Origin of the sequence: Rhodoferax sp., from assembly GCF_044236835.1 — a bacterium.
Taxonomy (GTDB): Bacteria; Pseudomonadota; Gammaproteobacteria; order Burkholderiales; family Burkholderiaceae_C; genus Allorhodoferax.
Map to the genome: position 1 here is coordinate 39,014 of NZ_JBIIGC010000007.1, position 14,316 is coordinate 53,329.

General features: G+C 61.7%; 10 protein-coding genes. 3 read left to right on the forward strand and 7 right to left on the reverse strand.

Annotated elements, in window-relative coordinates:
* Positions 1-25: 25 nt before the first annotated feature.
* Positions 26-535: a peptide deformylase gene (gene def / locus ACILRC_RS06605; protein WP_395668564.1), complete on the reverse strand. Its 510-nt coding sequence runs from the start codon at positions 533-535 to the stop codon at positions 26-28.
* 141 nt (positions 536-676) lie between these two features.
* Here def and ACILRC_RS06610 point away from each other — a divergent pair, with 141 nt between their 5' ends.
* The 3 genes from ACILRC_RS06610 (at position 677) to ACILRC_RS06620 (ending at position 3,635) form a co-directional block, all read left to right on the forward strand.
* The gene (locus ACILRC_RS06610; protein ID WP_395668565.1) at positions 677-1,909 is read left to right on the forward strand and encodes a LysM peptidoglycan-binding domain-containing protein; all 1,233 of its coding nucleotides are present in this window, start codon (positions 677-679) and stop codon (positions 1,907-1,909) included.
* A 24-nt stretch (positions 1,910-1,933) separates the two neighbouring features.
* The gene (dprA, locus tag ACILRC_RS06615) at positions 1,934-3,100 is read left to right on the forward strand and encodes a DNA-processing protein DprA (protein ID WP_395668566.1); all 1,167 of its coding nucleotides are present in this window, start codon (positions 1,934-1,936) and stop codon (positions 3,098-3,100) included.
* A 67-nt stretch (positions 3,101-3,167) separates the two neighbouring features.
* Entirely contained in the window at positions 3,168-3,635 is a 468-nt protein-coding gene (locus ACILRC_RS06620; RefSeq protein ID WP_395668567.1) for a DUF494 family protein, read from the forward strand.
* 7 nt (positions 3,636-3,642) lie between these two features.
* Here the strand turns inward: ACILRC_RS06620 and ACILRC_RS06625 are convergent, their stop codons facing one another.
* The 6 genes from ACILRC_RS06625 to ACILRC_RS06650 form a co-directional block, all read right to left on the reverse strand.
* A complete protein-coding gene (locus ACILRC_RS06625) occupies positions 3,643-6,141 on the reverse strand; it encodes a DUF1631 family protein (protein WP_395668568.1) in 2,499 nt (832 codons plus the stop codon).
* Between the two features lie 12 nt (positions 6,142-6,153).
* On the reverse strand, positions 6,154-7,107 hold the full coding sequence (secF, locus tag ACILRC_RS06630; RefSeq protein ID WP_395668569.1) for a protein translocase subunit SecF: 954 nt from the start codon (positions 7,105-7,107) through the stop codon (positions 6,154-6,156).
* A 12-nt stretch (positions 7,108-7,119) separates the two neighbouring features.
* On the reverse strand, positions 7,120-9,003 hold the full coding sequence (gene secD / locus ACILRC_RS06635) for a protein translocase subunit SecD (RefSeq protein WP_395668570.1): 1,884 nt from the start codon (positions 9,001-9,003) through the stop codon (positions 7,120-7,122).
* 18 nt (positions 9,004-9,021) lie between these two features.
* A complete protein-coding gene (gene yajC / locus ACILRC_RS06640; RefSeq protein WP_395668571.1) occupies positions 9,022-9,351 on the reverse strand; it encodes a preprotein translocase subunit YajC in 330 nt (109 codons plus the stop codon).
* 139 nt (positions 9,352-9,490) lie between these two features.
* Positions 9,491-13,183, reverse strand: a complete 3,693-nt coding sequence (locus tag ACILRC_RS06645; protein WP_395668572.1) for an indolepyruvate ferredoxin oxidoreductase family protein — start codon at positions 13,181-13,183, stop codon at positions 9,491-9,493.
* A 147-nt stretch (positions 13,184-13,330) separates the two neighbouring features.
* Positions 13,331-14,296, reverse strand: a complete 966-nt coding sequence (locus ACILRC_RS06650; RefSeq protein WP_395668573.1) for a chemotaxis protein — start codon at positions 14,294-14,296, stop codon at positions 13,331-13,333.
* Between the last annotated feature and the right edge of the window lie 20 nt (positions 14,297-14,316).

Below are 14,316 nucleotides of genomic sequence, written 5' to 3' on the forward strand. Positions count from 1 at the left end.
CCCTCAATTGGGCGCAGCCCGGCACTCAGCGCGAACCATCGCGTTGCGCCTTGACCATCTTGGTTTTGATGCGGTTGCGCTTGAGCATGGAGAGGTACTCCACAAAAACTTTACCGCGCAGGTGGTCCATCTCGTGCTGAATGCAAATCGCCAATAGCCCCTCGGCCTGCACCGTGCGGCTTTGACCAGATTCATCCAGGGCGCGCACATGAACCGCATCGTGCCGCAGCACACCGTCATAGATACCAGGCACCGACAGGCAGCCTTCCTCGTTGACACGGGTTTCCGGGCTCGCCCAAACCAGCTCGGGGTTGATCAATACCAGGGGTTGTTCGCGCTCCTCGGATACGTCGATGACAATCAGCTGCTCGTGCACGTCAACCTGGGTGGCCGCCAGGCCAATGCCTTTGGCCTCGTACATGGTTTCCAGCATCTGGCGCACCAGCGTCTGAATGCGTTCGTCCACCACGGCGACCGGCTTGGCTACCGTGTGCAAACGTGGATCGGGGTATTGGAGAATGGAAAGTGGCGCCATGTTTATGAAAGAGATGGGCGACTATTTTCGCCATTTTTTTCGGCCAGCGGTTCGCTGCGAACTAGGCACGTTGCCGAATCAGGTGCTTGAGCGCAGAATCGCACGCGCTTTGCTACAGATCACTTAGGGTTGCACAACGACATGACCACACTTGGACAGGCCAAACTCACGCTTGCACTGCTGGCCCTGGGGGCAACAACCACTGCGTTGTGGTGCACGCAGGCGGCAGCACAAAGCCTCCCACCGGCACCTGCCAGCACAAGCCCGTCCGCAGATCTGGCGACCCAGGGCGTGCCATTACAAGCTTTGGCCGCCGACGCACCGAGCAGCTACACCATCAAGACCGGCGACACGCTGTGGGCCATCGCTTCCCTGTTTCTTAAGAGCCCCTGGCAGTGGCCCGCGCTGTGGGGCATGAACCAAGTGGCCATCAAGAATCCCCACTTGATTTACCCAGGGCAGCGCGTGGTACTCGAACGCAGGGGGGACCTTGCCTTGCTCAAGCTAGGTGGTGTTGGTGCCCGTGCTGGTGCAGGTGCGAGCGAACCGGGTCTACCCACTGTTCGCCTCTCCCCCCAAACCCGCTACGAGCCCTTGGCGAGCCAGGCCCTGCCCGCACTTCGCCCCAGTGCCATTGAACCATTCTTGGCCGAACCTTTGATCGTCGATGCAGCCGCCTTTGCATCGGCACCACGCATCGTCTCTGCACAAGAAGGCCGGGTGCTGCTGTCTCGCGGTGACCGCGCGTATGCGCGTGGTGAAGACGGCACCCCCTTGCTCGATGGCACAGGCGCCCAACGTCAGTTCCGGGTGTTTCGCAGCGCAACCGCGCTAAAGGACCCCGACACCGGCGAGGTGCTCGGCTACGAAGCACGCTACGCCGGACGCGCCAGTTTAGTGCGGGGTGAAGGGCAGACCCAGGCGCCCGACGCCGAAGGCAAAATGGTCACCACAGTGGTGCCGGCCACCATTGACATCACGAGCGCTAAAGAAGAAATGCGGGTGGGTGACCGTCTGCTGCCAGAACCACCGCGCGAGGTGCGCAGCTACACGCCGCAAGCACCGGCCGGTACAGCCGATGGCCGCATCGTCTCAGTCTATGGCAGCGCGGTGGTCAACGCTGCGCAGAACCAGGTGGTTGCCATCAACCGCGGCAAGCGCGACGGTATGGAAGCCGGAACAGTGCTGGCCATCCTCAAGGACGGCCCGCGGGTGGTTGACAAGCAAGACGGGAAACTTCCCTTGATGAAGCTGCCTGACGAGCGCAATGGCTTGCTGATGGTGTTTCGCACATTCGACCGCGTCTCGTATGCGCTGGTGTTGGAAATCACCGATGCGGTGCGAGTGGGTGACCGCTTAGGCAGCCCCCGCTAAATTTTGCCTCCACTCGCCTTATCCATGGATCCGGCTGAACTCCATGCCTGGCTGCGCCTGCAATGCACTCCCGGCGTAGGTGGTGTCAGTGCGCGCAAGCTGCTGCGCACCTTTGGCCTGCCCAGCGCGGTCTTCGCCCAGCCGCTGCACGCACTAGAAGGCACGGTTTCTGCAAGCCAGGCGCAAGCCTTGCGATCCGAACCATTGGAATTGGCCGCTTTGGTGGGCACCACCCATGCTTGGTTGCAGGCCGAACCCGAAACGCGCCGTGTGCTGACACTTGGAGATGCCTGCTACCCACAGGCCTTGCTGGACATCGACGACCCTCCCCTGCTGCTGTACGCCATCGCCCACCCCACAACGTGGGAGCAGCAAATGCTCGGCGCGGTGGGTCACACCTGCCTAGCGGTGGTGGGTAGCCGCAACCCAAGCGCCCAAGGCGCGGCCAACGCCAAACAGTTTTCGCAAGCCCTGGCCGCCGCTGGGCTGACCATCGTTTCAGGACTAGCGCTGGGAGTGGACGGGGCAGCCCATGAAGGTGCGCTGATGGGTGCACCGCCCGGCCAGGTGGCGACCATTGCCGTAGTTGGCACGGGATTGGACCGCGTCTACCCGAAAGAGCACCGAGCGCTGGCCCACCGCATTGCCCAGGGTGGCGTACTGATCAGCGAGTACGCGCTGGGCACCCCGCCGCTGGCATCGAACTTTCCACAGCGCAACCGCATCATTTCCGGCCTGTCGCGCGGCACCTTGGTGGTGGAAGCGGCGTTGCAGTCGGGCTCGCTCATCACCGCACGCTTGGCCGCCGAGCAAGGACGCGATGTTTTCGCCATTCCCGGCTCGATCCATTCCACCCAAGCCCGGGGTTGCCACGCGTTGATCAAGCAGGGTGCGAAGTTGGTGGAAAGCACACAAGACATTCTTGAAGAGCTGCAATGGCAGTCACCATTGACGCCGCCGAAATCACAGCCTCGAGCACCAGCGCAACCCCAGACGCCCGCCGCTCCCGACAGCATGCTTGTGCGGGTACTTGGCGCGGAGCCTTGCGGCCTGGATGCGCTGCAAGCCCACACAGGCTTAGACACGCCAGCCTTACAAGCCGAACTCATGGCGCTGGAACTGGCTGGCCATGTAACGCGCTTACCCGGTGGCCTGTTCCAAAGGTTGTTCGCCGTGCCACCAGCCGCCTAAAACGAAGAAAAGAAAGGGAAGTCCGGCCCGCGCCGGTGGCGCAAAGTATCTGGGCTATATTGCCCCCATGTTTGATGTATTGACCTTTGTGTGCGACCACTACGCCGCCGCAGACACCTGCTGCGAACCCCACCTGCTGGAGCGCAAGCTCAAAGGCGTCGGCTTCGACCCAGACGAGATTGACGATGCGCTGGCCTGGCTGCAAGGCTTGGAAAGCGCAGCCCATCCAGCGCCCTTGCTCGCTTGGCTGGTGCAGCCCTCCCCCACCAGCGTACGGGTGTACGCCGTCCCTGAGCAGCAGCACCTGGGAGTGCAGGCTTTGGGCTTCATCCGGTTCTTGGAGACGGCGGGCGTGCTGTCTGCTCAGTTGCGCGAAGTGGTTCTGGAGCGGGCCATGGCGGTGCCTGGGGGGCCCATTCGGCTGGAAGACCTGAAGGTAATCATCTTGCTGGTGTACTGGCGCTTTGGCCACGAGCCTGATGCCTTGGTGCTCGACGAGCTGTGGGACCACGGTTGCGCGCGCATCGCGCACTGATACCGTTTTAGCTTAGCAAGCGCTCGGGGTTGGCTTCAAGCTTGGCCAGCGCGTTGCGCGCAGCGCGCACCGTTAGCGCCTCGTCTTCCTGCGGCTGCAGCAATCCCGCCTGCAAATAAGCCGCCAGCCGACCGGCCTGGATCAAGTAGCCCTTGCCCGTACTGGATGCAAACAGGTTGAGGTTTTTGCGCTCGCTGCGCCACACAAACTGGACTTGGGCCAGGTGGCCGTTGTGGTCCAAAGTGAACCAAACCCCAAGCTGCAGCTCACCCGCCCACGCCAGCATGGCTGCCGAGGGTTTGGAGCCCCCATTGACCACCACCTCCATCATCTCCGCATCGATGCCCAGCATCATCTCGAGGCTCTCGGCGTCCAGGGGCAAGTCGCCCACACCGTCTTCTCCCACGATGTCCTCCAGGTTGGCCAGGCGCTTGGCCATGGCGTCGATCTGCTCTTGCGCTATGGATTGGGTCTTGGATTGAAACGCATCGGCCAGGGTATCGCTGATCGACTTGATGTGTGCATCCTGCTCGGCCACCGGCATGGCCAGTAACTCCATGCCCGCACGCAGCCGCGCGAGCAACTGCGGCAGATCCTGAATGACCTTCGCGCGCTCCGCGCGGTTGGGCTTGGCGCTGGCGGCCCACACGAGATCGGTCACCGACGTTTTGAGTATCTGAGTGTCTGCGTGCCTGGCGCCTTTGCGCAAGGCAGAAACGGCCAGCACCTCAGCCCAGACCTTAAACAAAAACACACGGACTTCCTCGCGCACCGGCATGTCCTTGAGCATGTTGCGCACCTCGATCGTGTACTGGATGGCAAGGGTCTCCTTTTGCTCGACCTGTTGCGCCACACCCACCACCTTTTGAGCACCGCCGTGGTTGGTCAAAAACTTGGCCAAGAACTTCTGAAACTCGTCGTAAACGATCTTGTACACCTTGCTGCCGGTGTCAGGGTACTGCTCGATGACCTGCACCACCCGGCGCACCTCGGCTTCCATCGCAGCGTTTTGCACGCCGGTGGAATCGAAACCCATCACACACGAGCCCATGCGGTCAATCAGCAGGCGCGCCGGGTGGTCGGTGGTGCCCAGAAAATCCGGATCCTCTAGCGCCACCCGCAACACCGGCATCTGCAATCGAGAGAACCACACCCGAATACCCGGCGGAATGCGCTCTTCCGACAAGATGGCCTGAAACATCAGAGCCACGATTTCAATAGTGGCCTTTTCGCCCTTGGATTCGGTTTTCTTCTTCAGGTCCAGGGTCTTCTCGCGCAGATCCTGCGCCAAGCGGGCTACGCCGACCGGACTGTAGTCCTCGTATAGCGGCCCATCCACAAGGTGGGCCGCTCCCACCATCTGGGGCGAGAGCGCCTCGACCAAAGCGGGCGAAGGCTGGTGCAGCATGGTGGCGGCATAGTCCGCACCAGCGCCGCCAACAAAAATACGCCGCAGCTGCCCCATCACCCCCTGTGCGCGCTGTTGCGCTCGGGCAAAGGGTGAGACACCCATGCGAACCTCATCAGCCGCGCTATATGCCGTGCCAGGCGCATTGGTGTTGCCACCTTGGCGCCAAAAACGTGCCGGGCCAGACTGGGCTGGCGCGTGATGCGCTGCTGCTTGCAAGGGGCTGGGGACAGATGGCGCAACACGCACTGCAGGAAGCACAAAGCTGCCCGGGCGGGTGGGTTCAAAATAGGGGGCAGCGCCGAAGTCCGAATCAGCGTACATCGCGCCCGGCACGGTGCGTGCTGCAAAACCGTAGCCAGGGTCGCCGTAAGCCACATCGGGCTGCTCCGCCGTGGGCGGCGTTGGCCGCATCGGCGCCGGCCGGTGACCCGGCAGGGCGCGCACCGGCGCTTTCACACGGTCTTTGAGCTCGATGGTGGGCAACACGCCCTTGCTGACCAGCGCCTTGTTGGCGTTTTTGTAGGAATCGCGCAGTCGCTCAATCAGGATGCGCTGCACCACTGCGTTCACCAGCGGCCAGGTATCGCCTGGCATGCCCGACTGCGACCATTGCTCCACCAGCAGCAACACCAGCACCTCGGGGCGCAGCACATCGCGCCCATCGAGGTCTTCGACGCCTTCGAGCCACTTGATGCGCACCCGCAAATCGTCGAGGTCTGCAAGCACCTTTTCATTGACCGCCAGCACCAGACGGGAAGCAAGAATCTTGTTTTCCACCGCTTCGTTACCGACCAACTCCATGCTGGCCAGCTCCGGCGGCTTGTCGGTTGACTTGGGCTTAGCAGGCTCCAGGCAATCGCGCCATTGCTTGATGGTAGAGCTTACCCAAAGCTCACGAAACTGCTTGTAAGCCATCCAAGTGTCGCGTCGCACTTGGGATTCGCGCGAGCCCGAGGGTTCATCGACCAGCTCGGTCAGCCGGATCATGACCGCACCGCCGATCTCGGTCATGGCGTTGCCGGCATCCACCAAAAACCGCTCACGCACCGCCCTTCCGAGCTGCAGTCTAGGAGAGAGTCCGGGAACGCTGGCCATGGTCAACCCATGTTAGACCGTAGCACCCGCATTGGGATCTTTCGGGTCGTCGGCTTTTTTGACCGGGCCCTTGATCAAGTCTTCGCGCTCAATACCCAGCCACATGGCAACGGCAGCGGCAACAAAGACCGAGGAGTAAATGCCAAACAGAATGCCGATGGTCAGGGCCAGCGCAAAGTAGTGCAGCGTTGCCCCACCAAACAAAAGCATAGACAGCACCATCAACTGGGTGCTGCCGTGGGTGATGATGGTCCGGCTGATGGTGGAGGTGATTGCGTTGTCGATGATTTCTTGCGTGTTCATCTTGCGATAGCGCCGGAAGTTCTCGCGAATCCGGTCAAAGATCACCACCGACTCGTTGACCGAGTAACCCAGAACCGCCAGCACAGCCGCCAGCACGGGCAAAGAAAACTCCCACTGGAAGAAGGCGAAGAAGCCCAGGATGATGATCACATCGTGCAGATTGGCAATGATGGCCGCCACCGCGAATTTCCACTCAAATCGCACCGCCAGATAAATCATGATGCCGACCACTACAAAGGCCAAAGCCTTGAGGCCGTCCACCGCAAGCTCGTCGCCAACCTGGGGGCCGACGAACTCGGTGCGGCGCAGCGTCACGCTGGGGTCACTGGCCTTGAGCGCGCCCATCACCAGATCACTTTGCTGCGCGGTGTTGCTGCCCTTTTGCACCGGCATGCGGATGAGCACATCGCGCGCGGTGCCAAAGTTTTGTACCTGCACATCGTTGATACCCAACTTGGCCACCGTGCTACGGATGGCATTGAGGTCGGCGGGCTGGGCATAGCTCACTTCCATCAGCGTGCCACCGGTGAATTCCACCGACAAATGCAAACCTCGGCTGAACAGGAAAAAGACGGCGGCGAAGAAAGTGAGCGCGGAGATCAGGTTGAAAACCACGGCGTGCCGCATGAACGGGATATCACGGCGAATCTTGAAGAATTCCATGGCGGATGTTCCCTATGCGTTCGGTGTGGCTGAGCTGCCTGATTCAGGCCGCCAAACGGTACCAATGGAGACGCTCTTGAGTTTCTTCTGGCGACCGTACCACAGGTTGACGACGCCACGGGAGAAGAACACGCCAGAGAACATGCTGGTCAAAATGCCCAGGCAGTGCACCACAGCAAAGCCGCGCACCGGACCCGAGCCAAAGGCCAGCAGCGCAAGACCGGCGATCAGGGTGGTGACGTTGGAATCGATGATGGTGGCCCAAGCCCGGTCGTAACCCGCATGGATGGCGGCTTGCGGGGAGGCGCCGTTGCGCAACTCCTCGCGCACCCGTTCATTGATCAGCACGTTGGCATCAATGGCCATACCCAACACCAAGGCCATGGCAGCCATACCGGGCAGTGTCAACGTGGCTTGCAGCATGGACAGCACCGAAACCAGCAACAGCAAGTTGAAGGCCAGAGCGACGCTGGAAATCACGCCAAACAGCATGTAGTAAACGCACATGAACACCGCCACACCAACAAAGCCCCATGTGACGCTGTTGAAACCCTTGGCAATGTTCTCCGCACCCAAGGAAGGACCAATGGTGCGCTCTTCAATGATTTCCATCGGCGCCGCCAACGAGCCAGCGCGCAGCAGCAGCGCGGTGTCAGCGGCCTCGGTGGTGGTCATGCTTCCTGAAATTTGCACCCGACCGCCGCCGATCTCGGAGCGAATGACCGGTGCGGTGACCACCTCGCCTTTGCCCTTTTCAAACAGCACGATGGCCATGCGCTTGCCGATGCTCTCGCGGGTCACGTCGCGGAAGATACGGGCGCCCTTGGCGTCCAGCGTCAAATGCACGGCCGGCTCTTGGGTCTGGCTATCAAAACCGGGCTGGGCATCGGTCAGGTTCTCGCCGGTCAGCAGCACCTGCTTTTTCACAATCACCGCCTGACCGTTGCGCTCCAGAAAACGCTCCGAGCCAAAGGGCACGGCGGCGGTGCCGACCTCGGCGGCGCGGGCGTCGGCGCTGTCATCGACCATGCGGATTTCCAGGGTGGCCGTGCGCCCGAGAATGTCTTTGGCCTTGGCGGTGTCTTGCACACCAGGCAGTTGCACCACGATGCGGTCCAGCCCCTGCTGCTGAATCACCGGCTCGGCCACACCCAACTCGTTGATGCGGTTGTGCAAGGTGGTGATGTTTTGTTTGAGCGCCTGGTCTTGCACGGTGCGCGCTGCCGCCGGTTGGATGCTTGCCACCATTTTGAAGTCGGCGCCGTCACGCGACGCCACCGTACTCAGGTCCGCGAACTGATCTTGAACTAATCGCTCGGCCGCTTGCAACGTGGGCTCATCGCGGAAGCGGACCTCGATGGTCTGGCCGTTGCGGTTGATACCACTGTGTCGTATGTTTTTTTCCCGCAATGCGATGCGTATGTCGCCGGCCAGGGACTCGGCGCGCTTGGTCAACGCCGCTTGCATGTCCACCTGCAACATGAAATGCACACCACCGCGCAGGTCCAACCCTAAGTACATGGGCGAGGCATGCAGGGCGGTCAACCAAGCGGGCGAACGGGACAACAGATTCAAGGCCACCACATAGGATGGGTCGGCCAGGTCAGGATTGAGCGCGCGCTGGATTGCGTCTTTGGCCTTGAGCTGGGTGTCGGTGTCAGCAAAGCGGGCTTTGACGGAGTTGCCTTCAAGCACCACGGCGTCGGAGGCGAGGCCTGCCGACTTGAGCGCCGCTTCCACCCGGCCGCGGGTGGCCTCGTCGAGCCGCAGAGTGGCCTTGGCCACAGACACTTGCACCGCGGGCGATTCACCAAACAGGTTGGGCAGCGCGTACAGCCCAGATACAACCAGCGCGACCAACAGAATCGCGTACTTCCAAAGCGGGTAACGGTTCATGTGGTCGCCGCAGCCGGTTTACTTGATTGAACCCTTGGGCAGCACTTGCACGATGGCGCTGCGCTGGATCTGGACTTCGACACCGCTGGCCACTTCGAGGCCGACAAAGCCATCGCTGATCTTGGAAATCTTGCCCAGCACGCCACCCGCAGTGACTACCTCATCACCCTTGGCGATCGCGTCAATCATGGCCTTGTGCTCTTTTTGCTTCTTCATTTGCGGGCGGATCATCACGAACCACAGCACCACAAACATCAGCACCAAAGGCAGCATGCTCAGGAGCGAAGACTGGAAATCACCGCCCGAGGCGGCCGGCGCAGTTTGGGCAAAGGCAGAGGAAATAAACACAGAACTACTCCACAAAAAAGGGGGGATTTCGGACCTGTAGGCCCCTGCATAGCGCGCGAGGTCGCGTGCCCTGCAGGGACGTGGTCAGCCGCGCATTGTATGCGGCCACCGCTACCAAAACCCGGCTGGGCACGTAGCCCTAGGCGAGCGAGGGTTGCGCAGCAACGGTCTGGTGGTAGCGCGCAAGCAGCAGGTCCCACTGGGTTCGCGCCGCCGCCAGATGCCGTGCCTTGACATGACCATAACCCCTGATCTGCTCCGGCACGCTGGCAAACGCCACCGCGGCGTCCAACCGGGAGGCATGCAAGGTGGGCAGCAGCGACGCAATGTCCTGGCGGTACTGGGCGATCAATGCCCGCTCGCTACGCCGCTCCTCGCTGTAGCCAAACACATCGAAGGCTGTGCCACGCAGCACCTTCAGAGGTACCAGCAGCGCAAACGCGCTGCGCACCCACGGACCGTAGCTGGACTTTTGCAGCTCGCCTGCGCTACTCTTGCGTGCCAGCAAGGGTGGTGCCAGGTGGTGGCGAACTTTGAAATCGCCCTCGAAAAGAGCGTTGATCTTGTTCACGAAGGCGGCGTCGGTGTGCAGCCGAGCCACCTCGTACTCGTCCTTGTAGGCCATGAGCTTGAACAGGTAGCGTGCCACCGCCCGCGACAGGGGTTGCGCGGCTGCGCAGTCGCCCAAGGCCGCTTCAGCGTTGTGCACTTGTTCGACAAACTCCCGGTAGCTTTGCGCATACGCCGCATTTTGATAAGCCGTCAAAAACTCGACGCGCTGCGCCACCATCTGTTCCAGTGTGGAGTGACTGCGCGGCGCGAACTGCACCACCTGGGCGGGCGCAAGTGCACGCTGAACCGCCGGCCAGTCCACTGCTGCGCGCCGGCCCCACTCAAACGCTGCCTTGTTGCGCTCCACCGCCACCGCATTGAGTTCGATGGCCCGCAACAAGGATGCCAAACCCAGTGGAACCCAGCCCTTTTGCCACGCAAAACCCAGCATCATGGGGTTGGTGAAAATACTGTCACCCAGCAACTGGGTCGCCACAGCATCGGCGTCAAACGCGGCGACATACTCGGTGCCAACGGCACGCGCAATGTCAGTGGCGCAGCGTTCGCCCGGGTTGACCCAGTCTGGGTTTTTGACAAAGGCGGCGGTGGGAACGGTATTGGCGTTGAGGGCCACGTGGGTACGTCCGGCGCGCATGCGCAGCAAGGTCTCGGTGCCTGCCACCACCACCGGGTCGCAGCCCAGCACCAAGTCGGCCGAGGCCATGCCCACGCGGGTAGTACGGATGGCGTCCTGGTGCTGTGCGATCAGAACATGGCTCCAGGTGGCGCCGCCTTTTTGGGCCAGGCCGCCAGCGTCTTGGGTGACGATGCCTTTGCCCTCTAGGTGCGCGGCCACGCCCAGCAATTGACCGATGGTGATGACGCCGGTGCCGCCCACACCGGCCACGATGGTGCCCCACACGCCTCCCGGCGCTGCGCTCAGGTCAGCGATGACTGGGCTGGGCAGACTCGGCCACCCATGGGTGCTTACATCTTGACCTGCAGGTGAGCTAGCGGTAGGGGAGGAAGCCGCGCCGGCAAGGGCACGGGGGAGCGCTCCTGCAGTTGCGCCGGTCTGGTGCTTGCGCAAGGTGCCGCCTTCAATGGTGACAAAGCTGGGGCAGAAACCTTGGACGCAGGAAAAGTCTTTGTTGCAAGTGCTTTGGTTGATCTGCCGTTTGCGGCCGAACTCGGTCTCCAGCGGCTCCACGCTCACGCAATTGCTTTGCACGCTGCAGTCGCCACACCCCTCGCACACCAAGTCGTTGATGAGCACGCGCTTGGCCGGATCAACCAAGGTGCCGCGCTTGCGGCGGCGGCGCTTTTCGGTGGCGCAGGTCTGGTCATAAATGATGACGGTGGTGCCCTTGATCTCACGAAAGGTGCGCTGAATCCCATCGAGCGCATCTCGGTGCTCAATGGCGATGCCTTCGGGCAAGCCGCGCACACCTGCGTATTTCTCGGGCTCGTCGGTGACCACCGTGATCCGCGCCGCGCCTTCGGCACGCATGCTTTGCGCAATCTGCACCACGCTGTGGCCTTCCGGGCGTTCCCCGACTTGCTGACCGCCAGTCATGGCGACCGCGTCGTTGTACAAAATTTTGTAGGTGATGTTGACGCCTGCCGCAATCGACTGGCGCACCGCCAACAGGCCGCTGTGAAAGTAGGTGCCATCGCCCAGGTTGGCAAACATGTGCTGGTCGTGACTGAAGGGCTGCTGCCCCACCCAGGGCACGCCTTCGCCGCCCATCTGGGTAAAACCCACGGTGGCACGGTCCATCCAGATCGTCATGAAATGGCAGCCAATGCCTGCCATGGCGCGGGAACCCTCAGGCACCTTGGTGGAGGTGTTGTGCGGGCAGCCCGAGCAAAACCAGGGTTGGCGCTCCACCGCCTTGGGGCCTGACAGCGTGATGGCCTGCATGGAGCGCTCCTTGGCCTCCAAAATAGCAAGTTGCGCATCCACCCGGGCGGCGGTGTCGCTGTCGAGCCCCAGCTTTTTGATGCGCTGGGCGATGGCGCGGGCAATCAGGGCCGGCGACAAATCGGCGTTGGCGCGCAAGAGAGTGTTGGCCGTAGGGTTGGGCATGGACCACTCGCCGCCCGCACCGAAATGGTCGGCGGTTTCCACCTCGTTGAACTTACCCAGCACCGTGGGGCGCACGTCAGCGCGCCAGTTGTACAGCTCTTCCTTGAGCTGGTATTCAATGACTTGGCGCTTTTCTTCGACCACCAAAATCTCTTGCAGGCCGGTGGCGAATTCGCGGGTGAGTTGGGCCTCCAAGGGCCACACCACGCCCACCTTGTGCAAGCGGATTCCAATGCGCCGACACGTGGCATCGTCCAGCCCCAAGTCCAACAGCGCCTGGCGGGTGTCGTTGTAGGCCTTGCCGCTGGCCATGATGCCAAAGCGGTCGCCCCGTCCGCCGTGGTCGCCTTCGATGGCGTTGTAGTTCAAGCGGTTGGCGCGCACATAGGCCAGCGCCGCGTACCACTTGTAGTCAAACAGCCGGGCCTCTTGCTCCAGCGCGGCATCGGGCCAGCGGATGTGCAAGCCACCGGGGGGCAGGGCGAAGTCGGTAGGAATCTTGATCTGTACACGGTCGGGGTCAATCAAGGCGGTGGCGCTGGACTCGACAATTTCTTGGATCGTTTTCATGCCCGCCCACACGCCGGCGAAGCGGCTCAAGGCGAAGGCGTGGATACCTAAATCGAGAATCTCCTGCACATTGGCCGGAAAAAACACCGGCGTGCCGCAGGCCTTGAAGATGTGGTCGCTCTGATGCGCTGCGGTAGAGCTTTTGGAGATGTGGTCGTCGCCGGCCACCGCAATCACGCCGCCCCAGGGCGTGGTGCCGGCCATATTGGCGTGCTTGAAAACGTCGGAGCAGCGGTCCACGCCCGGCCCCTTGCCGTACCAGATGCCAAATACGCCGTCGTACTTGTTGCTGCCCGGCGGGGCAAAGCCCAGTTGTTGTGTGCCCCAAAGGGCGGTGGCGGCCAACTCCTCGTTCACACCGGGTTGGAACACCACATGGTGCGCCTTGAGGTACTTGTCTGCCTTGGCCAGTGCCTGATCGTAGCCGCCTAAAGGTGAACCGCGGTAGCCGCTGATGAACCCAGCGGTGTTCTTGCCCTGCCGCATGTCGCGCACACGCTGCAGCATGGGGAGTTTGACCAGGGCCTGCACGCCGCTCATGAAGGCGTAGCCATGGTCCAGGGAATACTTGTCGTCGAGGCTGACAGATTCCAGCGCGCGCGCTGGCAAGGGGGCGTTCATGGTCAGAAGTCTCCTGTGGTGGGTTGGCTGCCTTGTGGGCAGAACGCAGTGCCGCCGACTCCGGGTGGGAGTGGCGCACGCCACAGTGTAATCAGGCAGATAGCCGCATGGCTGCGGACTGCCATGGCCAGCCGTTGCGCCTTGACGCTACTTGATACGTGTGAGGACTTGCTTGATCGTCTCGCCCAGCTCTTCGGCCACAAACTTGGCAACGTAGGCGTCCGCGCCCACGCTCTTGACATGGCTCTCGTTCGTGGTGCCGGTCAAGGACGAATGAATGATCACCGGCAACCCCGCAAAACGTGGGTCTTGCTTGATATTGCGGGTCAGCGTGAAGCCGTCCATTTCGGGCATCTCCAGGTCGGTCAGCACCAGGGCCACTTTGTCCTTGATGCTCTTGCCTAACTGGGTCGCTTCGCTGTGCATAGCCTGCAGCCGCTCCCATGCTTCCTTGCCACTCTTGGTCATGACAAAGTTGATATTCATGGCCTTGAGGCCTTGCTCAATCATCATGCGTGCCACCGCTGAGTCGTCTGCTGCCAGCACCACCGAACCCGGCGGGATGGTCGCCTGCGGCATCACGGTGTCTTCCTTGACCGCGCGGTGCTGGTCAGGGAACACATCTCGCAGGATTTGCTCGACGTCAAGCACCTGGGCCAAGCGGGTGGTTTCGGCGTTCTCATCCAGGCGGGCGATGCTAGTCACCAAACCGCCACCGGTGCCTTCGGCGGAGAGGACCTGCTTCCATTCCAGTCGCACGATTTCGTTGACCTCTTCGACAGCAAAGGCCTGGGTGGTGCGAGCAAACTCGGTGACCAGCAGTATGCCCAGCCCCTTGGTTGGATTGCAGCCGGTGATCAAGGGCAAATTGACCACCGGAATCATCTGGCCGCGGATGTTGGCGACTCCCATGACGGATGGCGGCGCGTTGACCATGGCGGTGATTTCCGGCATCACCATGATTTCGCGCACTTTAAAGACGTTGATGCCAAAGATTTCACGCTTTTGCGATCCGTTGGCTTCGCCGAGCCGAAACAGCAGCAGTTCAAACATGCTGTTGGCCGTCAGATTGGTGCGTTCGTCGATCTCACGCATTGCGGATGTGTTGCGCATGGCGATGTTCCCGGTCAATT

What these genes read in the sequence shown, in the direction of transcription:
- def (WP_395668564.1), bottom strand. Translation starts at nt 535, where the DNA reads ATGGCGCCACTTTCCATTCTCCAATACCCCGATCCACGTTTGCACACG.
- ACILRC_RS06610 (WP_395668565.1), top strand. Translation starts at nt 677, where the DNA reads ATGACCACACTTGGACAGGCCAAACTCACGCTTGCACTGCTGGCCCTG.
- dprA (WP_395668566.1), top strand. Translation starts at nt 1,934, where the DNA reads ATGGATCCGGCTGAACTCCATGCCTGGCTGCGCCTGCAATGCACTCCC.
- ACILRC_RS06620 (WP_395668567.1), top strand. Translation starts at nt 3,168, where the DNA reads ATGTTTGATGTATTGACCTTTGTGTGCGACCACTACGCCGCCGCAGAC.
- ACILRC_RS06625 (WP_395668568.1), bottom strand. Translation starts at nt 6,141, where the DNA reads ATGGCCAGCGTTCCCGGACTCTCTCCTAGACTGCAGCTCGGAAGGGCG.
- secF (WP_395668569.1), bottom strand. Translation starts at nt 7,107, where the DNA reads ATGGAATTCTTCAAGATTCGCCGTGATATCCCGTTCATGCGGCACGCC.
- secD (WP_395668570.1), bottom strand. Translation starts at nt 9,003, where the DNA reads ATGAACCGTTACCCGCTTTGGAAGTACGCGATTCTGTTGGTCGCGCTG.
- ACILRC_RS06645 (WP_395668572.1), bottom strand. Translation starts at nt 13,183, where the DNA reads ATGAACGCCCCCTTGCCAGCGCGCGCGCTGGAATCTGTCAGCCTCGAC.
- ACILRC_RS06650 (WP_395668573.1), bottom strand. Translation starts at nt 14,296, where the DNA reads ATGCGCAACACATCCGCAATGCGTGAGATCGACGAACGCACCAATCTG.